This window comes from Commensalibacter melissae (assembly GCF_003691365.1).
GTDB classification, from domain to species: Bacteria; Pseudomonadota; Alphaproteobacteria; order Acetobacterales; family Acetobacteraceae; genus Commensalibacter; species Commensalibacter melissae.
The window spans coordinates 865,580-887,686 of sequence record NZ_CP033087.1 but is presented as its reverse complement, the minus strand read 5'-3'; the positions used below and the strand labels follow the sequence as shown (position 1 = coordinate 887,686).

Below are 22,107 nucleotides of genomic sequence, written 5' to 3'. Positions count from 1 at the left end.
ACCATAAATATTTTTGATTAGAATAATTTATAATCGCTAAAATTAAAGCAAGTCGATTTAACATTGAAATAGCGATTATTTTTTAGATAGATTTAGGCAATATGAATATGAATTACTTCATACTGACTGTAAATACTGGCATTTTTTCATTATTTTCAATGCATTTCAAAAATAATCTTGCTGTTTTCATTGCTTCTGCAATGGTTACATCCATATCAAGATAACGATAGGTTCCCAGTCGTCCAACAAATGTAATATCAGGTTCCTTTTCGGCCAATTCTATATATTGATCCAACTGATTCATTTCACCTACAAGACGTATTGGATAGTAAGGCAAATCTTTTTCTGTACATAAACGGCTATACTCTCTATAACAAACCGAGCCTTCATGATTTTCCCAATGAGCAAAATATTTATGCTCTGTTATACGGGTATATGGAACGCTTTCCTCTCCATAATTCATTACAGCCGTTCCCTGGAAATCACCCTGATATGTGAATCTTTCGAAATCCAGGGTGCGATATGCTAAACGACCATATTGATGACGGAAATAACCATCCAATGGACCACTATAAAATACATGTTTATAATTTTTTGCTTTTTCCTTATCAAAAACTGTATTCAAAGAAATTTTAATTCCAGGATGATCAAGAATATTATCGACCAAATCTGTATAACCCTTTTTTGGCATTCCCTGAAATTTGTGACTGAAATAGTTATCGTCATAATTGAAACGAACAGGTAAACGCTTTAAGATAGATGCTGGCAATTCAGAGGGATGCAGTCCCCATTGCTTAAGGGTATAACCCTTGAAAAAAGCTTCATATAATTCCTTACCAACAAATTTCAAAGCCTGTTCTTCAAATGTCTCAGGCTCTTTAATTGACTTATCACCTTTTTCGGCAATAAGTTCTTTTGCTTGATCAGGAGATAATGCTTTCTGGAAAAATTGGTTAATCGTGTGCAGATTAATCGGTAATGAAAAAACCTGTCCCTTAACTGTGGTCTTCACACGATTGACATAGGGCATCATTTCTGAATATTTATTTACAAAATTCCATACGTCTTCATTATCTGTATGAAATATATGGGGACCGTAAATATGTACCATGACTCCTGTATCTTTGTCCCGTTCGGAGTATGAGTTTCCAGCAGTATGGGATCGTTCATCAATAATATGCACATTCCAGTCATTTTCTGCAAGAATACGGCCAATCACAGCTCCGGAAAAACCGGCACCAACGATTAAAACTCTTTTTTCTGACATTCATACCACCTTCAAAACTATTTATAAAAATATACAGAATTTACATTATCAATCTGAAATTATCAATTTTCTAATAATTAATTATTTCATTAATCCAGATAAAATATGATAGTCTTATCTCTTATGCAAATTATTTAAAAATGGGGAAATGTTCTAGCTTATGTCATCAATTCTTCCGCCAAAAGCACCTAAAAAAGAGAAAATCATAAAACAACTGGGATTTACAAGAAATGATCCTTATGCCTGGTTAAAAGATGATAATTGGCAGGAAGTCTTGTCCAATCCTTCAAAACTAAAAAAAGAGATAAAACAATATCTTGAACAGGAAAATAATTATGCTAATAAAATAATGCAGCAGACTAAACCGTTGCAAAACAAGCTTTTTCTTTCCTTGAAATCAAAATTGGCTGATAAAGAAAGCAGCCCTGAACTTCCTGACGGTAGCTGGATATATTATTCACGATTTGAAGAGGGAAAAGAGCATAAGTGTTTTTATCGAAAATCAATTCATGATTTTGAAGAACAATTGCTTATTGATCCAAATATTCAGGCAAGTACTATTGACTATTATAAAATAGGCTCGGTTTCACATAGCCCTAACCATAAATACTTTGCCTATATTGAAGATACCCAAGGCTCAGAAATTTGGTATTTAAAAATTAAAAATCTGGAGACAGGAGATATATTACCACAATCCATTTCACCCTGTTCTGGATCTTACTGTTTTTCACCATGCAGTCAGTATATATTTTGGGTCTATCGCGATGATCAAGGCAGACCTACCGCAGTTTACAGACATCATATAGCCACTTCTCAAGATACTCTAGTTTATAAAGAGAAAAATTCAGGCTTTTTTATTAATATTGAGCGTAGTCTTTCCAACCAATGGATTTATATAACAGCCAATAATCATGATACCAGCGAGGTCTGGATCATATCGGGACAACACCCCACACATGCAGCAATATGTTTTAAAAAAAGACGAACAGGTGTTTTTTACAAAATAACAGATTGGAACAATCATTTTATAATCTATACAAATGAAGATAATGCATACAATTTTAAACTCATGCGATTGCCCATACCGAATAATTTTATACAGGATAAAATAGAAAGAAAAAATTGGCAAAATTGGATTAATCATAATCCTGATATTTACCTAATGGAATTCAAGGCGTTTAAAAATTATTTTATAAGATTGGAACGTCATGAGGTTAATGCAAAAATAATCATCACCAATACAAACGATGAAAATGAAATTATCTCAGGTGATGAAGATGCATACCTTCTTTCCCTGGATGAAACGCTTGAATATGATACAGAATGGTTACGATACAGTTATCAGTCCCCTACAACTCCACGTTGCTGGAATCGTTTTCATATTCCAACTGGTAAAAAAGAAATCATTAAACAGCAGAAAATTCCTTGCGGTTATAATTCAAGCCTTTACGAATCAAAAAGGATATGGGCTATTGCAAACGACGGTGAAAAAATTCCCATGACCTTGACCTATCGTAAAGATATTGAATTAAACGGTAAAAACCCAACTCTTCTTTATGGTTACGGATCATATGGATATGCCATTGACCCTGTTTTTTCGATAACAGCACTGAATTATATCGAACAAGGGTGGATTTATGCCATAGCTCATATTCGTGGCGGATCAGAAAAAGGTTGGAATTGGTTTATGGAGGGGCGTCGCTTCAACAAAATAAACACTTTTACCGATTTTATTTGCTGTGCCGATTATCTTGTTGAACAAAATTATACACAGCCAAAAAAAATCGTTGCTGACGGAAGATCAGCAGGCGGTATGGTAATGGGATATATAGCCAATGAACGCCCTGATCTTTTTGCGGCAATCATTGCCGTTGTTCCTTTTGTAGACATATTAAACACAATGTCAGACATTACTTTACCACTCACACCTCCAGAATGGCCAGAATGGGGCAATCCTCTCAAAGATTCAAAAGCATATCAATATATAGCCAGTTATTCACCTTATGATAATATAAAAGAACAAGACTATCCTGCCATACTTGCAATGGGAGGCCTGACTGATCCCCGTGTTACCTATTGGGAACCATCAAAATGGATTGCAAAACTAAGAGATCACAATATATCGTCCAATCCCTTGCTTTTGAAAATAAATATGGATTCAGGGCACGGGGGAGCTGCAGGTCGATATACAGCCTTAAAAGAGGCCGCCTTCATTCAGGCCTTCGCCATTTCCATTATCAAAAAAGAATTATAACGGATATTGGGGAATAATTAACGTGTCCCAAGATGATCATATAATCAATAGAAAAATTTCGCGTCAATTGTCACTGGCAGAGCAAATCCATAATCAAACTATTGCTCACAGTTGTTTAAGTATCGTATTGATACTATTTGGTCTATATACCATTAAAGCCTTTTTGTTTTCCCTGATTTGGGGAATTATCTTTGCCATAGCATGCTGGCCATTTTACAAAACTGTCAAGCAAAAATGGCCCTATGAACGATTTAATTTTATACTACCCTTTATTTTTTCCTGTTTTATTACCCTGGTTTTTCTTCTTCCCCTGGGTTTTATAGCACTTGAAGCGACAAAAGATTTGCAAACAGGCATAAGTTGGGTCATAAAAATTAGTCGTGAGGGTTTACCACCACCCGAGTGGCTTAATAAAATCCCAGTTATAAACAATAATATCATTCACTGGTGGAAAGAAAACCTTGAAGATCCATCTTCTGCCTCGACACTAATTTCCAATTTGCATCTAAGTCATGGAGTATATGTTACACAAAAAATAGGATCACAAATCCTTCATAGAGGTTTACTGTTTTTCTTTTCAATTTTAACCTTATTTTTTATTTTTAAAGATGGAGAATCAATTATTCATCAATGCAAATCAGGTTCGAGACGATTGTTTGGCAAACAAGGGGAAACAATTGCTCAACAAATGATCTCATCAGTTCATGGAACAGTTTCGGGACTAGTTCTGGTCGGGCTAGGACAGGGTATCATTCTCGGAACCTTATACTATTTTCTGCATATACCGCATGCGGCATTGTTGGGTATATTGACAGCCTTGGCTGCAATGATCCCCTTTTGCCCCCTGATTGCCATTGGTATAGTTGCGTTTATCGCTTTTTTTCAAGTTTCCTATTTGATCGCTTTAACTATACTGATTATTGGCTGCATCATTATTTTTATTGCAGATCATTTTATCAGACCAGCTTTGATTGGTGGCTCAACAAAATTACCATTTATATGGGTATTAATCGGTATCTTGGGAGGGCTGGAATCTTGGGGTATGATTGGTTTATTTATCGGTCCAGCAATAATGGCCGCCATAATTATGTTATGGAACAATTGGACAGCTGAAAAAAGAAAATATTAACGAATATCGGGCAGGCGGGATTCGAACCCACGACCCCCAGTCCCCCAGACTGATGCGCTACCAGACTGCGCTACTGCCCGTTAAATCTATACAGCCATATAGCAGTCAATTTTATTTGGATCAATATAAAATTAAGCCTCAGCTATTATTTTTCTCAATTCTTGCAACTCAATCAAAACATTTTTTAAAGAATCAATCAGCATTGATTTTTCATTTTTCAATTTTTCCAATTCCTTACATAAATCTTGCTGATTATTTTCATCTATATTTGTCAGATCATCATTTGGGGATTGAGATTCATTTGTTATCGATATATCAGATTCCGATTTAAAATTTAATTGTTCATTATCCGAAACTTTATTATTCAATAATTCTTCTTGTAAAAGACGCTGAACACCTTTTATCGTATATCCTTGGATATATAAAAGTTCAGATATATACTTTAGAAGCGTTATATCTTCAACACGATAATAACGACGACCACCACTTCGTTTTATCGGTTGTACCTGAGGGAAACGCGTTTCCCAAAAACGCAGAACATGTTGGGGTACATGAATTTCATCAGCCACTTCACTAATAGTACGGAAAGCTCCAGGTTCCTTTTTGGTAACCCCATTATCTTCTGAATCAGAATCTACTTTTTCATTCGATTGACTAATAATTTGAACAGAGTTACCTTGGGTCATTATTTATCCTTTCAAGAAGATTTTTTAATCATACCCTCATTAACATTTTTTTTCAATTTCTGACTGGAGCGAAAACTCAAAACATATCTGGGTTCAATTTCAACCTCGACACCTGTTTTAGGATTACGTCCAATTCTGTTTCCTTTTCTTCGGACAGAAAAAGTGCCAAATCCACTGATTTTAACCGAATCACCCTTTTCCAGGGTTACAACGATTTTTTCCAAAACCGTTTCTAGCAATTGAGCTGATTCACTACGGGACAAGCCAATATGACTATAAAGTTTTTCAATTAATCCTGCACGAGTTAAAGTTTGCATAGTCTAAAATAATTACAATCCGTTACTGAAATGACAAGTCTAACACCATTCATTCAATAGTGTTACCAAATAAATTCTTTATTATTTTTAAATTAATTTTTTAAAAATATATTTACAATCTTACCAATGCAGACCCCCAACTTAAACCGCCTCCTATTGCTTCAATTACGATTAAATCACCTTTTTTCATACGATTATCTCTCACTGCTTCATTCAAGGCCAACGGTATGGATGCCGCAGACGTATTGGCATGCCGATCAACAGTTACAATCACCCTTTCAGGGGGTAATTTGATTTTTGCACCCATACGTGAAATAATCCGCAAATTTGCTTGATGTGGAACCAACCAATCAATATCACGATATATTAGATTGTGATCATTTAGCGCTTCTTCAATAACCTCGGATAGTTTTGTTATTGCATGACGAAAAACTTCCTGTCCTTTCATACGTAAAAAGCATTGATCTTGAAATTTTGCTGGTGTGCCTTCCACATATAATAAATCCGCATATTGACCATCCGTATGAAGATAGCATCCAAGAATTCCCCTCTCGGTCTCCGTGTTAACAGCACTTAAAACAACAGCACCCGCACCATCACCAAACAAAACGCAGGTCCTTCTATCCTTCCAATCCAGAATACGAGAATAAACCTCACTACCTATCAGCAGTACATTTTTTGCCTGTCCACAACGGATAAAATTGTCTGCAACTGATAATCCGAATACAAATCCAGCACAGGCAGATGAAACATCAAATCCAAAAGCCTTTTTTATTCCAAGCGCTTTTTGAATTTCAACCGCAGTGCTTGGAAATATTTTGTCAGGTGTACAAGTCGCGACAACAATTGCATCAATATCCTGCACACTCATCCCTGCATAGTCAATTGCCTGCCTTGCTGCCTCTACAGCCATCGAAACACACGTCTCACCTTCCGAGACAATATGACGTTCGCGAATACCTGTACGTTCACGAATCCACTCATCAGAAGTATCTACCATCAATGTCAAATCATCATTTGTTAAGATACGCTTAGGTAAATATCCACCAAATCCAACAAGTTGTGAACGATAAATCATTCCTATAGAAACCCTTTAATTTAATATAACCGCTACTACTGTGGATTTACCTGTGACAAACCCGTAAGGATTTCTTCATAAAATCCGTGCCTGATCATATCCATCGCAACATCCACGGCATATGCAAAACCTTCTTCATCCGTACCTCCATGAGATTTCACAACAACCCCGTTTAGACCTACGAAAATTGCCCCATTATAACGTTTGGGATCCAGCCACTCGCGCATACGTTCCAATCCGGGTCGAACAAACAGATAACCCAACCTTCCCCGCAAGCCAGAACTGTAAACTTGTTTTAAAAGGTGAAAAACGAGTTTGAGGGCACCCTCACCTGTTTTTAAGGCAATATTTCCAGTGAATCCATCTGTAACAACAACATCTGTTGTACCTGCCGTTATATCATGTCCCTCTACAAACCCATAAAATTGTCCGGACAAAGGACTATTCCGCAACACTTCGGCTGCATTTCTAAGACGATCATCACCCTTCAATTCTTCTGAACCAACATTTAAAAGTCCAATTGTGGGTTTAGGCAAACCAAGCACAGCTTTTGCAAAAGCGTTACCCATTATGGCAAAATCAACCAAGTTTCGACTGTCACAGGAAACATTCGCCCCCAGATCCAGCATTACAATATCACCCTTAGCTGTTGGAGTAATCGCAGCCATTGCCGGGCGTGCGATACCAGGCATCGTTTTAACGATAACCTGTGCCAGTGCTAACATTGCACCACTGTTTCCGGCAGAAACAACCCCTTTGGCTTGTTGCGATGCAACACTTTGCATGGCAAGACGCATCGATGAATTTCGTAGTTTCAAAGCGGAAGTAGGTTTCATTTCCATTGGAACAGCCACGTCTGTATGCTGAACATCGCATATTTTGGCTGCCTTGGAATATGTTTTCAGTAACGGAGACAATTTTTCTTTATCTCCGATTAACAGTATTTTTGCTTCTGGATGTCTAACGGCTGTAATCTCAAGACCCTTGATAACAATTTCAGGGGCATGATCCCCCCCCATTGCATCAATCGCAAGATCATATTGAGGCTTCGTTTGAATATCTGATTCTGCAGTCATAAATACAGTTACAATTTATAAAAACCATTAAACTTAACACCAAAATGTTGTTATCGGTATTTATAATACGCTTTCCAGTCTTATTGATATACTGCGGTCTTCAAAGCATCTCCGGCAGCGACGACTTCACGACCATCATAATAGCCACAGTGGCTACACACATGATGTGGACGTTTCAGTTCACCACAATTTGCACATTCACCATAAGCCTCAGTGCGTAAAGCATGATGACTACGACGCATTCCACGACGTGATGGTGACGTTTTCTTCTTTGGAACAGCCATGGGATCCCTCCTATCCTAATTTATTTAATAATTTAACCAATATAACCAATTTCATTCGACATGATTGAACATTCAAATTGAAGCAACCTGTCTAACAGAATATCAGCTTTTAAGCAAGCTTGAAAAAGCGTGTCAAGATTTACCTAACACTTTTGAAAAACAATATACTTTAATTGATTAAAATAACAAGAATATTAATATACAAATATATTATGAAAAAACAATTTTTTAACCCTTTTTCAATTTTTCTAAAATTTTAAATGGACTGTCCTTTTTACGTTTTATCCCTTGTATTTCCAAATCTTTCTCTTTAATTATCAGTTTTTTTTCAACATTAGGCTTATGAGGATAAGGATCCAGTAATAATGCCAGTTGCTGTGCAGTCACCTCTCCAATGTCAATATAGTCATTATCATAAGGAATGACATCTGGATCATCCAGCTCCTCCAGTTCACTTGAAACTTGAGACAAAGGTATAAAAATCAACTCAAATCCATCTTCGATATCAACCGGAAAATCCTCTAGGGAAACAACACAATTTTGTATTATGCTGCTTTTTAGTATTCCCTGCGCCCTTATATGACCACCATGAAAATAAGCCAATTTATAAAAACATGACAAAGAAAGAATTTCAGGAATTGAAAACCGCTCAGCCAAAGCCTTTCTTTCTGATTTATCCGCTTCAATGGTAATCCTGAATTCTTTTTTTTGTATTTGATTGATAAATATTTTTTTTGAAAACTCGCAACAGCTATTCATTTTTTTCTTTCTAATGTTTTTTTTTGTTGCAGTTTAATTTAAACTACAATACCTCTTTAATTATAAGATTAATTTTTCGTTTAACTTGAGGATCATGTATTCATTATGCCTTCCAGCTTCAACAAAAAACCTCTTGTATCCCTTCTTAAAGATAAATCCTGTCCTCAATTTAAGCAAAAAACAAGCAAGAATATTATTTTAGGTTCCTTAATTTCTTGCAGCCTATTATTTTCCGCCTGCTCAGTTCTCTCCCCCCCTCCAATGCCAAGAGGAACAATAATTGAAAAAAATGACCTTTCTGCATTAAAAGTTGGCAGTACCAGTAAATCAGATGTTATCGACATTTTGGGATCTCCTACAACCTACGCGACATTTAATAATAATAACTGGATTTACATATCGATGATGACTCATCTTGTCCCGCTTTCCTATCCAGGAATAAAAAAGCAAAAAGTGCTCTCCTTATATTTTAATGAAAGTGGGACATTAACAAAAATTAAAGAATTGGGTAAAAGAGACGCTAAAAATGTCAGCATGGTATCAGAGATAACTCCAACTCCTGGAACAAAAACTAATTTTTTCCAGCAATTATTAGGAAATATTGGCAAATACTCTCCACTAAGTGCAATGGGACTTGGAAGTACCTTCGGACCGAACAGTAACGGTGGTCCTTTCTCAAGCAATCCACTTACAACGGGTGGACCTGGCAGCTCAGGAAATACATTGCCATAAAACTATCTGGGTATAAATATCATTACTCTCAGCCCTCCCAATGGGCTGGTTTCTAATTTTATATCACCACCATGTCCCTGAATTATATTTTTCGCAATAGACAGTCCCAATCCGGTCCCTTTTTGTCTATTACCTGTCTCAAATGGTGTAAATACACTTTCCCTTCTTTCGATTTCTATTCCTGGACCGTCATCATCGATGATAAACTGTATTCCTTTTCCTTTCATATGAACCCTTAGTTTTACATCCCCCCCATATCTTTTAGCATTATCTAAAATATTGGAAAAAACTCGGCGTATGCTATGAGGTCTAATAATCAAATCTGGCAGGTCATGATCAATTTCAACTGACAAAAATCGTGTATCAGCCCGAGATGCTGCTGCAACACAATCTTTAATTAACTGAGAAACATCTGTTAAAACCGGTTCTTCCGTTCCTTCACCCCTTGCAAAGGAAAGATAAGCAGAAATCATTTGTTCCATTTCCTCAATGTCGGTAATCATTTCCAAGATATCCTGAACCTGTTCCTCAGCATTAAACATTCCTTTTTGAGGGAGCATGGCTAAACTGAGCCTTAATCGGGTCAAAGGCGTTCTCAAATCATGGGAAACACTTGCCAATATAACAGTACGTTGTTTGACATATCTTAAAATTCTTTCACGCATGACATTAAAGGCAATTGCTGCATTTCTTAGCTCTCTTGAACCATCAGGATGTAAATTACCTGGATCAATCCCTTTACCAAATTTTTCAACAGATCTAGATAATCTTCGAATGGCCCTGAACTGTATCCATGCAAAAACAGAAGTCATTATAAACAAAACCAAGGCACTTCCCACAATCCAGAAAATAAAAAGCCAAACACTACCAGCCGTTAATTTTTTTTTGGGTATTAGAATGTCCACTACACTTTGTTTTAATTCTATGGATATCTTGACCTGATCTTTTACACTGAACCAGTCAACAACAAACCGTTCATCAAGTCGATCCGTCAGGGTTTGATTGAGAAGCTCATCAACAGGCCCGATAATATTCGATTTTTTTCTTGAGTTCTCAAGAAATATTTGACCTTTGCGCCAGGTAATCGAGTATTGAAAATATTTTTGTGCATCTTCAATGATCTGATTGTATTTTATTCTCGAATTAGTTTGGTTAAACTGATTGACGATGAACTCAACCTCACTGCCAACAGTATCTGTCAAACGACGAGAAACAGTACTAAGATAATTACCATAAAACAATTCCAGTGAAATTGTTTGCGTAACAATCAATGGAATTAAAATCATCAAAAGTGAACGACTAAATAAAGAGCGCGGCAAAATTCGTCGTACAGTGCGTTCAACAATAAATTTACGATTTATAAAATAATTTGGAATTTTTAAATTCGTATATGAATTTTTCACAATTATATTTTCTGTTATTAATTAATTTTTTAATATCCAGGTTTTAAAACATACCCTTTACCCCTTACGGTATGTAAAAATTGCGGTTGTCGAGGGTCCGTCTCAATACGTCTTCGTAACCTTGTTACTTGGACATCAACGGCACGCTCACCAATTTCCTCCATTCCAATTTTTTGAACGATTTCCTCACGGGATAAAATCTCATTAGGTTGCGCCGCCAATACCCTTAACAAGGCTATCTCCCCTCCTGTTAAATGAATAATGCCATTTTTATCGCATAACAAATTTCGAACAGGGTCAAACTCCATATTTCCAAGACGAATTAAACGTATATTTTCCGCTGCAATGGGCTGCGTCAATCGGCGAAACTGAATTTTCAGCCGAAGCAACAACTCTTTGGGTTCGAAAGGTTTTCCTAAATAATCATCTGCACCAGCTTCCAATCCAGCTATGCGATCTTCCGGTTCTCCCCTGGCTGTCAAAAGGATAATCGGCATATCCTTGCCTTCCTCCCGAAGGGAATGTGTCAATTGCAAACCATCCTCACCTGGCATTGTAACATCCAGTACCAATGCATCAGGTTGCAAAAACTTTAACATTTGACGTGCCTCATATGCCGATTCCGCTCCACTGATCCGGAAACCATTTTCACTTAAATAACGCTGTAACAACCGGCGTAAACGCGGATCATCATCGATAACTAAAATATGTAAAATATCTTTTTCGTTTGGTGATTTGTTATTTTCCGACATTATTTTTATCTTTGATTTTACGAATGGTAAGATTTTCTAGCATTTTTTTGGATTTTTTACTGATCATACCATATAATATACGCTGGAATCCTTCTATATATGTATTATTGGAAACCTCTCTAAAAGCGCGAACAAATTGTTTGCGTTGAAGACTAAAAAGTTCCTCCTCTAGTTTTTTCCCTTTTTTTGTCAAGAATAACACTTTTTTCCTGCGATCTGTTGGAGTTTGCTGAAAATAGACAAAATCTTGTTCAAGCGTCTCTCTTAATACGCGATTCAAACTTTGTTTTGTAATTCCAAGCATTGAACATAGCTCACCTACCGAAATCCCAGGATAATGACAGATAAATTGCATCAATCGAAAATGAGCCAACCCAATTCTATATTCATCTAATATTGGTTCAACGATAGACATGGCTTCATGATGGATAAAAAAAAATATATCCTGCATAAATCGAATTTTATCCTCATGCAGAAATAATAACTCTTCACCAGCTTTGTATAAAGGTAAATCAAAATTTATAGAACGAGACAAATAAAAAACTTTATATAAGTTGAAAACCGTGAGATAATAATAATCTATTTTCTTTTTAAATAAAATAGAGTATGTTTGCGGTAAACTTATAACAATTATAAACATTGATATACACTATATACCTTACTATTTAACTTTTAACTTTAACAGGAGATGATGGCCAAGTGCAGGTTTTGGTTAGAGACAATAACGTTGATCAAGCTTTGAAAGCTTTAAAAAAGAAAATGCAACGCGAGGGAATTTTCCGTGAAATGAAACTTCGTCGCCATTATGAAAAACCCTCTGAACGACGTGCCCGAGAGGCTGCAGAAGCTGTAAGACGTGCACGTAAAATGGAACGTAAACGTTTGGAACGTGAAGGTTTTTAAACCGCAAAAGTTTTATTCTTATAAAAGAAATTAAATGATATTTCTTTTATAAGATATATTCTAAAATAAATTTACATTTTACAATATCAGTTCTTATCACCAAAAATCCATTAATCTAAATTGAGCAAATAATATTAGATACGAATTAAATTTGCCCAAAATATTATATTGATAATGTTGATTACCAGCATTTCCTATGCTGAATATAACCTTACATATCGTTGTAATTGATCTTATTCATCCAATGAATAATAATTTTTCAAAAGTTATGTTAAAAACTTTATATTCAATATTTTTAATTTTTTCCATTTAAATGATCAAAAATAAGTTTTCCCATCTCTTGCGTGTTTACCTCTTTTTTTCCCATACTCATAATATCCGGTGTACGATAATTTTGGTTTAAAACCAATTTACATGCATTTACGATTTTCCGTGAATTTTGTTGTTCATTAAATGAATATTTCAACATCATCGCCAAAGAAAGAATTTGTGCCAAGGGGTTGGCTTTTCCTTGTCCAGCTATGTCTGGAGCACTGCCATGAATTGGTTCATACAATGCTGGAATAACCCCATTTGACTGTTTCTCCCCCAGTGTAGCTGAAGGCAACATACCCAAACTTCCCGTCAGCATTGCAGCCAAATCTGACAAAATATCCCCAAAAAGATTGCTGGTCAGAATAACATCAAATTGTGAGGGTTGACGGACCAATTGCATTGCACAATTATCTGCTAACATATGAGATAAATTGACATCTGGATACTCTTTTTGGTGAACATCTGTCACCACTTCCTTCCATAAAAGACCGCTTTCCATCACATTACATTTATCAACAGAACAAACATGATTTTGACGTTGACGAGCCAACTCAAAAGCTACACGGGCAATTCTTTCGATTTCTTTACTTGTATAAACTTCTGTATTGATTCCCTTACGAGTTCCATCAGGTAATGTTTCAATTCCTCTGGGAGAACCAAAATAAACGCCTCCTGTGCTTTCGCGAACAATCATTAAATCCAAACCCTTAATAATCTCAGGTTTAACTGAACTGGCCTCAATCAGAGAATCAAAAACAATCGCTGAACGTAAATTGGCAAATAAACCAAGTTCTTTACGTAAACCAATAATCCCTAATTCAGGTCGATTATTAAAATCAATATTATTCCATTTCGGTCCACCAACAGCTCCAAAAAGAACCGCATCAGCTTTTTTTGCTTTTTCAATAACCTTTTGAGTTAATGGTATTCCATTTTGATCTATGGATGCACCTCCAACCACTTCATATTCAAGCTTGAAAGATAACGTCGAGTTTTTATCTGCCCATTCAAGTACTTTTACAGCCTGTTCCATGATTTCTGGACCAATCCCGTCCCCTGGCAATACCAAAATTTTTTTTTCTTTTGTCATAAAAATTCTCGCAATAATAAAAATAATTCAATCTAAAGACTAATGCCTATTTTTGAAATTAATTACATATGAAAAATGGCTCAGTTAAATAAATGAACCATTTATGAATAGAATTAATTATATATTATGTTCATCAATTATTATCTTAGGAAACCAGGGTTGCTTTTCCTTTCTGTTGTTTTCAAAATTTCTAATTGATTCAACATGTTGCATGGTTTGACCAATATCATCCAAACCTTCCAAAAGCAATTGACGGCGTAATGGGTCAATTTCAAATTTAATTTTTTCACCATCAGGTCGTATAATTTCTTGATGTACCAAATCAATCGTTATACGAGCATTTGCTCCCATTTTGGTATCCTCAACCAATTGTTCACAAATTTCCCTAGGCACCTTTATCGGCAATATTCCGTTTTTAAATGCATTATTAAAAAAAATATCCGCAAAGGAAGGTGCAATTACACATCGTATTCCAAAATCAAGCAAAGCCCATGGCGCATGTTCCCTGGACGAACCACAACCAAAATTTTCATAACTGATTAAAATTTTCGCCTGACGATATGGATCACGATTAAGTATAAAATCTTTTCGTTCATTTCCATTATCATCATAACGCCAAGAATAAAAAGCGAATTTACCCAAACCACTTCTTTTGGTCGTTTTGAGAAAACGAGCCGGTATTATTTTATCAGTATCAATATTTTCTTCAGGTAATGGAGCCGCAATTGCTGTCAAACTGTCAAATTTTTCCATTATATCATATCCCTTACATCCGTTAATTCACCTTTGATTGCAGCAGCGGCAGCCATGGCTGGAGATACTAAATGTGTTCTACTGCCAGGACCTTGACGACCTTCAAAATTACGGTTAGAAGTGGAAGCACACCTTTGTCCTGGTTCCAAACGATCTGGATTCATTGCCAAACACATGGAACAACCAGCTTCACGCCATTCAAAACCTGCCTCTTTGAATATTTTATCCAATCCTTCGGATTCAGCTTGTTTCTTAATTAATCCAGACCCTGGTACAGCCAATGCCCAGACATGATCTGCAATTTTATGCCCTTTAAGAATATATGCCGCAGCCCGAAAATCTTCTATACGACTATTTGTACAAGAACCTATAAAAACAGCATCAATTTTTGTACCGGCAATCGGTTGACCAACTTTCAGATCCATATAGTTCAACATACGTTTTTTTCTTTTACGTTGAGATTCATCCTTCAATTTTTCTGGATCTGGCACTTTATCTTTAATAGATATCACATCTTCTGGACTTGTTCCCCATGTTACCATAGGATCAAGATTATTAACGTCTATATCTACAACTTTATCATAATGCGCCCCATCATCAGAAGCCAAACTTTTCCAGTAAGCTACAGCGTCATCAAAATTTTTCCCTTTTGGTGCAAATGAACGCCCCTTAATATATTCAAAAGTAACTTCATCAGGTGCTATGATCCCGGCTCTGGCACCAGCTTCAATAGCCATGTTGCACAAGGTCATCCGCCCCGCCATATCAAGATTTCTGACCGCTGAACCAGTAAATTCTATTACATGTTCTGTTCCACCAGCTGTACCAATTCTTCCTATAACAGCAAGAATAATATCTTTCGCACTTACACCTGGTTTTAATTTACCTTCGATATTAATCTTAAAATTCTTGGCTGGTTTCTGTAGCAAGGTTTGGGTTGCCATCACATGTTCAACTTCCGAAGTTCCGATACCAAAAGCAAGCGAACCAAATGCACCATGGGTAGAAGTATGACTGTCACCGCAAACAATAGTCATACCTGGTAATGTTATCCCTTCCTCGGGTCCAACAACATGGACGATCCCCTGACGGGCAGAGTTTAATGGAATGAATGGAACACCGAATTCCCTAACATTTTTCTCTAAAACTTCTATCTGATGACGACTTTCTCCTTCCTCCATCGGTTTATCCCGATCTGTTGTGGGAACATTGTGATCAATAACTGCCATCATCGCTTCCGGACTGTGAATTTTACGTCCAGCCAACCGTAACCCTTCAAATGCCTGCGGGCTAGTAACCTCATGAATTAAGTGACGGTCAATATAAAGGAGTGCCGTACCATTTGGAAGTTGTTTTACCACGTGACTATCCCACAACTTATCAAACAAAGTACGAGCTTTCATTTTTTTATCCTTTTAAAATTTTATATTCAATAAGTTTATATATCCAAAATATCAAGAAACTAAAATGATTTATTCTGATAATTTTTATAAATTATCAGAATATAAAATAAAAAATCAGTTCAACCTGTTAAACAGATTCTGTTTTTTTATTAACATCGCGATTACGTTCTGCAATTCGGGCTGACTTACCGCTACGACCACGCAAATAATATAGTTTTGCGCGACGAACATGACCATGACGGACAACCGTAATTGCAGAAATTGTTGGAGAATAAAGAGGAAACACACGTTCCACTCCTTCACCATTTGAAATTTTACGAACGGTAAAATTACTATTTAGTCCCTTATTTGAACGTGCAATTACGACACCCTCATAAGCCTGAACACGTTTACGCTCCCCTTCAACAACACGAACATCAACTCGTATTGTATCCCCAGGGAAAAATTCAGGAATGGCACGATCTGCTGTTAAACGAGCAATTTCGTCAACCTCATATTTTTGAATAATATCCATCAATCTTTTCCTTTAACAATATATAAATTCAATCATTATTTTTAAGGTTACTGTTACGCTGGTAACTGTCCCACAAATCTGGTCTGCGCATTCTGGTCACCATTTCAGCCTGTTCTTGACGCCATGCAGCAATTGCCCCATGATGTCCTGAAAGTAAAATCTCGGGCACGTCATATCCCTGCCACTTGGCAGGTTTCGTATAATGCGGATATTCCAAAAGACCTTTAGAAAAACTTTCTTCTTCCCCACTGGCATCAGATCCCATAACACCAGGTAACAGACGTATGCAGGCGTCCATTAAAACAAGTGCGGCAGGCTCACCACCAGAAAGAATGTAGTCTCCAATAGAAATTTCCTCTATTGAATATTTTTGAAATATCCGATTATCAATCCCCTCATAGCGACCACAAATACAATATAAACCACTTCCTGATACAAACCGCAGAATATCTTTTTGTTGCAATACACGTCCTCGCGGCGAAAAATAAACAACTGGACGATCATCCTGCGGTAAAGTAGCCTGTAAGGCAGCATCAAGTATATCCACTCGAATAACCATTCCTGCCCCACCACCAAACGGCGTATCATCAACAGCCTTATGTTTGCCATGACCAAACTGACGCAAATCATGCGTTTTCAAAGTCCATTTTTCCTCTTTTAATGCTTTGCCCGCCAGGGAAAATTCCAAAAAGCCGGGAAACATCTCAGGAAATAAAGTCAACAATTCAATCTGCCAGCACATTTCCCTTATTACCTTCATTAGGTAAAACCTCAATAAAATGAGGTAAACAGATTTTTACCCATCCCGCTTCAAGATCAATTACCGGTACACATTGCTTTGTAAAAGGAACAATAATGATTTCTTTGGAATCCAGTTTGATTTCAAGACTGGTACCCGCACCATAATCATGGACATGATCAATGATACCAAACGCATCCTTTTGCTGATTGATTTTCTGAACACGAGCCTGCAAACCAATTAAATCTACCAAATAGAATTCCTCTTCTTCCAAATCTGAAAAAGAATCTCTTGTTACGTATAACTTACGGTTTGTCAGATGTTCGGCATTTGTTCTGGAATCAACAGGATTTTTATTTCCATCATAAAGGATGGCAATTGGTTCATTTTTCCAGATTAAAGACCAGCGCTCCCCATGATTATCAATCAGTTCCTTGTAATTTTGTAGATCTGTTGCCTTTTCCAGATACGAATAAACCCTTACCAGCCCGTTAACGCCATGGGGTTTCCCGATCGTTGCAACATGAACCAACTGTTTTTTCATCAAAGGGGCAACCTTATTCAATAATCAACAATTAAGCCTTAGCTTCAGCTTCTTCTTTTTTCTTAGCTGCGGCTTCAGCACGTTCCTGGGCCTTTTTCTTCGGCGCAGACTTCTGAGGCTGTTCGTTATAGACAAATTTTTCCGCCAAACCAGCATTTGCCAAAAAACGTGCAACACGATCGGTTGCCTGTGCCCCTTTTGTCAACCAATAACTAATCCGTTCATTAAACAAACGAACTCTTTCAGCATGATCGGAAGGAAGCATGGGGTTATAAGAACCCACTTTTTCAATAAAACGTCCATCCCGAGGTGAACGGCTATCAGCAATAACTATGTGATAGTATGGACGTTTTTTTGACCCTGAACGGGATAAACGGATTTTAAGGCTCATTGATTCTTTTTCTCCAGATTCTAGCCATTAATGAAAGAAACTAACGCATCATCCCACCACCAGGTGGAGGCGTCATTCCTTTAGGTAAAAGAGCAGATAACCCCTGTCGCATTAAACCTTTAACGCCCAGCTTGTTAAACCGCTTCATCATGGAAGCCATCTGATCATATTGTTTTAACAACCGATTGACTTCCTGAACTGTTGTCCCCGATCCTGCCGCAATCCTTTTTTTACGAGATGCCTTAATAATATCAGGCTTTTTACGTTCGGCCTTAGTCATTGATGAAATAATGGCCTGATGACGTTTAAGAATCGAGGTGTCTATCTCTTTATTGCCAAGTTTTTCTTTAACTTTTCCCATACCTGGGATCATGTCCATAATGTTGGAAATTGATCCCATTTTATTTATCTGTGAAATTTGAGTCGAATAATCATTCAAATCAAATTTTCCCTTGAGCATCTTCTTGGCAAGACGTTCATTTTCCTCTGTATCGAGAGTTTCAGAAGCTTTTTCAACCAGCCCCGCTATATCTCCCAATCCCAGAATACGGCTGGCGACACGTTCGGGATAGAATTCCTGTAACGCATCAACCTTTTCACCCATACCAACCAGCTTGATTGGGGCACCAGTAATTGCCCGCATTGATAATGCGGCACCACCTCGTGCATCCCCATCCATACGGGTCATAACAACACCCGTAATCCCAACTTTCTCATTGAAATGCTTGGCTGTGTTAACCGCATCTTGCCCTGTCATAGCATCAACGACAAGAAGGGTTTCAACAGGCTGAACCGCATCTCTGATATTTTGAACCTCCTGCATCAAAACATCATCAATCGCCAAACGTCCAGCTGTATCCAGGATAACAATATCATATCCCTCTAAACGACCGATCTCCATGGCCCGCTTGGCAATTTGCAATGGATTTTGTCCCTCGATAATTGGTAATGCAGTTATGCGTATCTGATTGGCCAATTGCTGCAATTGCAATTGGGCGGCAGGACGATAGGTATCCAAACTGGCAAGCAATATTTTCTTGCGTTCACGACGATTTAGGAAATATGCAATCTTTGCCGAAGTCGTGGTTTTACCAGATCCTTGCAAACCCACCATCAAATAAGGAATAGGTGGCGCAGCATTCAATGCAAGAGGTACAGCACCTGATCCACCCAATGCATCAATCAATGCATCATTTACAATTTTGGCAATTGCCTGACCAGGTGAAATATTGTGCAAGACTTCCTGACCAACAGATTTTTCCTGAACCTTTTTAACAAATTCCTTGACGACAGGCAAAGCAACGTCGGCATCAAGCATTGCCAAACGGATCTCACGCATGGCCTCATTAACGTCTTCCTGAGACAATGCCCCCCGTTTCGAAAGTCCGTCAAATACGCCAGAAAGTTTACCAGATAAACGGTTAAACACGTTTTTTCCTTACATTTACACAATAAATAACGCGTTACTGCACGAGCCTTCGTGAGGTAACGTTTCTTAATCTAGGAAATAGAATTAACCTGATTTTTAATTGGTTGTCAATTGAATAATTGTTTAATAAGAAGCATGTTGTTCAATTCTATCTGTCACCATGCTTCTTATAAAAAGCTTCAGCTAATTATTGATTATTATTGAGCTTGGTTAGGCGCAACCATTGGTGCTGCGGTTCCATTTGTTGCTGTTTGACGCATCTGTCCACGCAATAACTGCATTTGACCATGAATATCCTTCATCTTGATAATACGCGCTTTTAACTGAACCAACTGGTCTGGCGTCAAAATGTTACGAAGAGCAAGCAATGTCTTGGTATGATTTTCAGCAGTTTCTCTGTGAAGTTTTTCCAATTTATCCACAAATGGATCAAGATTTCCTTTTGTTACTTTACCAGGTGCCAATAAAGCATTTGCCATATCTCTATGTACAGCCTCAACTTGCTGACGAGTGGTTTCTTCCTTTAATCGAGCACTATCGACGATTACCTTGGCTTTTGCCTGTTGTTCGGCGCTAAGATTAAGATTTTCGAACATGTATCCCAAAGGACCAACCGCAGGTCCAAATATGCCACCGGGGGGTGGAGGTGGAGGTGCCATTCCAACAGGTTGCGCCATTGCAGATACCATACTGCCAAGGCTTAGACCGCCGGCAACAACCAAAGAGGTTAACATTTTCTTATTAAACATAAAAAGCCATCCTTTCTTTATTGAAAAGCAATAAAAGGTTTGGACTCTTTTATCACTTAGTTCAATTTTATCAAAATTTTAGGCAAAAGTATGAAGATTTTTTATATTTATGACAAAATAATTTTAAAAATGTGTTTTTTAAGTTTCATTGTTTTTCATGAATATATGGATTCTTGCTATCTCTGAATTGTAAACGGATTGGCGTTCCAGGCATATCAAAAATTTCACGCAAACCGTTCATCAAATATCTCTGATAATCCAGGGGAAGTTTTGAAGTTCTAGTTCCAAATAATATGAAGGTTGGTGGTCGGGCCTTGGCTTGCGTGATGTAACGTAATTTTAATCTGCGTCCATCAATCATGGGAGGGGCATGCCTCAAAATAGCCTCTTCAAACCAACGGTTCAATTCCCCTGTCGGAATACGTTTGTTCCAAACATCATAGGCTTTTCGAACCGCGGGTATTAATTTATGAACCCCTCGACCTGTAAGAGCTGAAAAAGCAATGATAGGAATGCCATGCATTTGTGAAAGCGACATCTCAATTCTATCTCTTATAGTCTGGCGGGTAGCCACCCTATCCTTTAAAATATCCCACTTATTAAGCGCAATAACGCAACAGCGTCCTTCTCTTTCAATTAGACGGGCAATTTGTAAATCCTGTTCATGAATGCCCAATTCAGCATCAATAACCAAAACAACCACTTCGGCCATTTTAAGGGCTTCAATACTGGCAGAGACAGACATTTTTTCAAGTGTCTCATCAATTCTGGCTTTTCTCCTCAATCCGGCGGTATCAACCAATTCAATTTCCCCTTTTTCATCATGAAAGGATACTGAAATTGAATCCCGCGTTAATCCAGCTTCCGGCCCGGTAATTACACGCTGCTCCCCTATCAATTGATTGATCAAAGTTGATTTGCCGGCATTGGGACGTCCCACAATTGCCAATCTCAATGGTTTATCTTCAGAGTTTTCCAATGATATATTTAATGCCGAATTATCCTGGAACTGTTCAATTGGAAGCACCGCCTCAATCCGGTCTACAAGATCCATGATACCTTCACCATGCTCTGCAGAAACAGGAATGGGTTCCCCCAAACCAAATTTATACATTTCCAAGGCGGCTACATTTCCGGAATGACCTTCGGCCTTATTCACAACCAAAAGAATTTTACGCCCCTGTTTTCTCAACCATTGAGCAAAATGTTCATCAACAGGTGTTATACCCATTCTGGCATCAACACAAAAAAGAATCACATCTGCCATATCAACCGCCCGTTCGGAGGATATACGCATACGACCATGAACAGTTTCGGGATCATCCTCTTCCCATCCAGCCGTATCAATTAAAGTAACGGGGCGATCGTTTAGAAGAATGTCAACTGATTTCCGATCTCGTGTCACCCCCGGCTGATCGCTTACAATCGCAAAGCGTCTTCCCGCCAGCCGATTGAATAATGTCGATTTACCGACATTAGGACGACCCGCGATCACAATAACAGGCAATTTGTGTTTAGCCAATGTCACGTATTTTATTTC

The 22,107-nt window shown here is 37.6% G+C and carries 23 protein-coding genes, 1 tRNA gene and 1 pseudogene; 4 read left to right on the top strand and 21 right to left on the bottom strand.

Translation table 11 applies throughout. The features are described from left to right. Window positions 1-112 precede the first annotated feature (112 nt). The gene (gene glf, locus D9V35_RS04075; RefSeq protein WP_122123479.1) at window positions 113-1,267 is read right to left on the bottom strand and encodes a UDP-galactopyranose mutase; all 1,155 of its coding nucleotides are present in this window, start codon (window positions 1,265-1,267) and stop codon (window positions 113-115) included. Between the two features lie 160 nt (window positions 1,268-1,427). On the opposite strand from glf, the gene D9V35_RS04070 reads away from it, so the two are divergent. Continuing rightward, on the top strand, window positions 1,428-3,521 hold the full coding sequence (locus tag D9V35_RS04070; protein ID WP_122123478.1) for a S9 family peptidase: 2,094 nt from the start codon (window positions 1,428-1,430) through the stop codon (window positions 3,519-3,521). A gap of 22 nt (window positions 3,522-3,543) precedes the next feature. Next, window positions 3,544-4,650, top strand: coding sequence for an AI-2E family transporter (locus D9V35_RS04065; RefSeq protein ID WP_240993403.1), 1,107 nt, complete (start codon window positions 3,544-3,546; stop codon window positions 4,648-4,650). A 6-nt stretch (window positions 4,651-4,656) separates the two neighbouring features. Here D9V35_RS04065 and D9V35_RS04060 read toward each other — a convergent pair. The 7 genes and pseudogenes from D9V35_RS04060 to D9V35_RS04030 all read right to left on the bottom strand — a co-directional run bounded on the left by D9V35_RS04060 (window position 4,657) and on the right by D9V35_RS04030 (window position 8,850). After that, window positions 4,657-4,730 (bottom strand) — tRNA-Pro (locus D9V35_RS04060). Between the two features lie 297 nt (window positions 4,731-5,027). Further along, window positions 5,028-5,252: pseudogene (locus D9V35_RS09565) on the bottom strand (MerR family transcriptional regulator); the annotation flags it as partial. A gap of 95 nt (window positions 5,253-5,347) precedes the next feature. After that, window positions 5,348-5,653 carry an integration host factor subunit alpha gene (locus tag D9V35_RS04050; RefSeq protein ID WP_122123476.1) on the bottom strand — a complete coding sequence of 102 codons (306 nt, stop codon included), beginning with the start codon at window positions 5,651-5,653 and terminating at the stop codon, window positions 5,348-5,350. 112 nt (window positions 5,654-5,765) lie between these two features. Continuing rightward, entirely contained in the window at window positions 5,766-6,731 is a 966-nt protein-coding gene (locus D9V35_RS04045; protein WP_122123475.1) for a beta-ketoacyl-ACP synthase III, read from the bottom strand. Between the two features lie 35 nt (window positions 6,732-6,766). Further along, on the bottom strand, window positions 6,767-7,807 hold the full coding sequence (plsX, locus tag D9V35_RS04040) for a phosphate acyltransferase PlsX (RefSeq protein ID WP_122123474.1): 1,041 nt from the start codon (window positions 7,805-7,807) through the stop codon (window positions 6,767-6,769). 80 nt (window positions 7,808-7,887) lie between these two features. Next, window positions 7,888-8,091 (bottom strand): 50S ribosomal protein L32, encoded by a 204-nt coding sequence (gene rpmF, locus D9V35_RS04035; RefSeq protein ID WP_110438914.1) that lies wholly within the window; start codon window positions 8,089-8,091, stop codon window positions 7,888-7,890. A gap of 228 nt (window positions 8,092-8,319) precedes the next feature. Then, window positions 8,320-8,850, bottom strand: a complete 531-nt coding sequence (locus tag D9V35_RS04030) for a YceD family protein (protein ID WP_122123473.1) — start codon at window positions 8,848-8,850, stop codon at window positions 8,320-8,322. 105 nt (window positions 8,851-8,955) lie between these two features. Between D9V35_RS04030 and D9V35_RS04025 the strand changes: the two genes are divergently transcribed. Continuing rightward, complete coding sequence (locus D9V35_RS04025) at window positions 8,956-9,582, top strand: outer membrane protein assembly factor BamE (RefSeq protein WP_122123472.1); 627 nt, start codon at window positions 8,956-8,958, stop codon at window positions 9,580-9,582. Between the two features lie 2 nt (window positions 9,583-9,584). On the opposite strand, the gene D9V35_RS04020 is transcribed toward D9V35_RS04025, so the two are convergent. The 3 genes from D9V35_RS04020 to D9V35_RS04010 are packed head-to-tail and all read right to left on the bottom strand — an operon-like array spanning window position 9,585 to window position 12,272. Continuing rightward, entirely contained in the window at window positions 9,585-10,985 is a 1,401-nt protein-coding gene (locus D9V35_RS04020; RefSeq protein WP_122123471.1) for an ATP-binding protein, read from the bottom strand. A 29-nt stretch (window positions 10,986-11,014) separates the two neighbouring features. Then, the gene (locus D9V35_RS04015; protein WP_110438910.1) at window positions 11,015-11,737 is read right to left on the bottom strand and encodes a response regulator transcription factor; all 723 of its coding nucleotides are present in this window, start codon (window positions 11,735-11,737) and stop codon (window positions 11,015-11,017) included. Then, window positions 11,724-12,272, bottom strand: coding sequence for a MarR family winged helix-turn-helix transcriptional regulator (locus D9V35_RS04010; protein ID WP_162988571.1), 549 nt, complete (start codon window positions 12,270-12,272; stop codon window positions 11,724-11,726). The genes D9V35_RS04015 and D9V35_RS04010 overlap by 14 nt, the downstream gene beginning before the upstream one ends. 164 nt (window positions 12,273-12,436) lie before the next feature. On the opposite strand from D9V35_RS04010, the gene rpsU reads away from it, so the two are divergent. After that, window positions 12,437-12,640, top strand: a complete 204-nt coding sequence (gene rpsU, locus D9V35_RS04005; RefSeq protein WP_084440514.1) for a 30S ribosomal protein S21 — start codon at window positions 12,437-12,439, stop codon at window positions 12,638-12,640. Window positions 12,641-12,935: 295 nt separating this feature from the next. On the opposite strand, the gene leuB is transcribed toward rpsU, so the two are convergent. From leuB to der, 10 genes are all read right to left on the bottom strand, one after another. Further along, window positions 12,936-14,045 carry a 3-isopropylmalate dehydrogenase gene (gene leuB / locus D9V35_RS04000; protein ID WP_122123469.1) on the bottom strand — a complete coding sequence of 370 codons (1,110 nt, stop codon included), beginning with the start codon at window positions 14,043-14,045 and terminating at the stop codon, window positions 12,936-12,938. Between the two features lie 117 nt (window positions 14,046-14,162). Next, the gene (leuD, locus tag D9V35_RS03995) at window positions 14,163-14,798 is read right to left on the bottom strand and encodes a 3-isopropylmalate dehydratase small subunit (RefSeq protein WP_122123468.1); all 636 of its coding nucleotides are present in this window, start codon (window positions 14,796-14,798) and stop codon (window positions 14,163-14,165) included. Continuing rightward, window positions 14,798-16,201 carry a 3-isopropylmalate dehydratase large subunit gene (gene leuC / locus D9V35_RS03990; protein WP_122123467.1) on the bottom strand — a complete coding sequence of 468 codons (1,404 nt, stop codon included), beginning with the start codon at window positions 16,199-16,201 and terminating at the stop codon, window positions 14,798-14,800. Before leuC ends, leuD begins: the two co-directional genes overlap by 1 nt. A 127-nt stretch (window positions 16,202-16,328) precedes the next feature. Next, window positions 16,329-16,715 (bottom strand): 50S ribosomal protein L19, encoded by a 387-nt coding sequence (gene rplS, locus D9V35_RS03985; protein ID WP_122123466.1) that lies wholly within the window; start codon window positions 16,713-16,715, stop codon window positions 16,329-16,331. A 28-nt stretch (window positions 16,716-16,743) separates the two neighbouring features. Beyond that, window positions 16,744-17,457, bottom strand: coding sequence for a tRNA (guanosine(37)-N1)-methyltransferase TrmD (gene trmD, locus D9V35_RS03980; RefSeq protein WP_122123465.1), 714 nt, complete (start codon window positions 17,455-17,457; stop codon window positions 16,744-16,746). Then, entirely contained in the window at window positions 17,441-17,998 is a 558-nt protein-coding gene (gene rimM, locus D9V35_RS03975) for a ribosome maturation factor RimM (RefSeq protein WP_122123464.1), read from the bottom strand. The genes trmD and rimM overlap by 17 nt, the downstream gene beginning before the upstream one ends. 31 nt (window positions 17,999-18,029) lie before the next feature. After that, window positions 18,030-18,389 (bottom strand): 30S ribosomal protein S16, encoded by a 360-nt coding sequence (rpsP, locus tag D9V35_RS03970; RefSeq protein WP_122123463.1) that lies wholly within the window; start codon window positions 18,387-18,389, stop codon window positions 18,030-18,032. Between the two features lie 40 nt (window positions 18,390-18,429). After that, entirely contained in the window at window positions 18,430-19,818 is a 1,389-nt protein-coding gene (gene ffh, locus D9V35_RS03965; protein WP_122123462.1) for a signal recognition particle protein, read from the bottom strand. 197 nt (window positions 19,819-20,015) lie between these two features. Beyond that, on the bottom strand, window positions 20,016-20,567 hold the full coding sequence (locus tag D9V35_RS03960) for a Spy/CpxP family protein refolding chaperone (protein WP_110438901.1): 552 nt from the start codon (window positions 20,565-20,567) through the stop codon (window positions 20,016-20,018). Between the two features lie 145 nt (window positions 20,568-20,712). Next, window positions 20,713-22,095, bottom strand: coding sequence for a ribosome biogenesis GTPase Der (gene der / locus D9V35_RS03955; protein WP_205910325.1), 1,383 nt, complete (start codon window positions 22,093-22,095; stop codon window positions 20,713-20,715). Window positions 22,096-22,107: the final 12 nt, after the last annotated feature.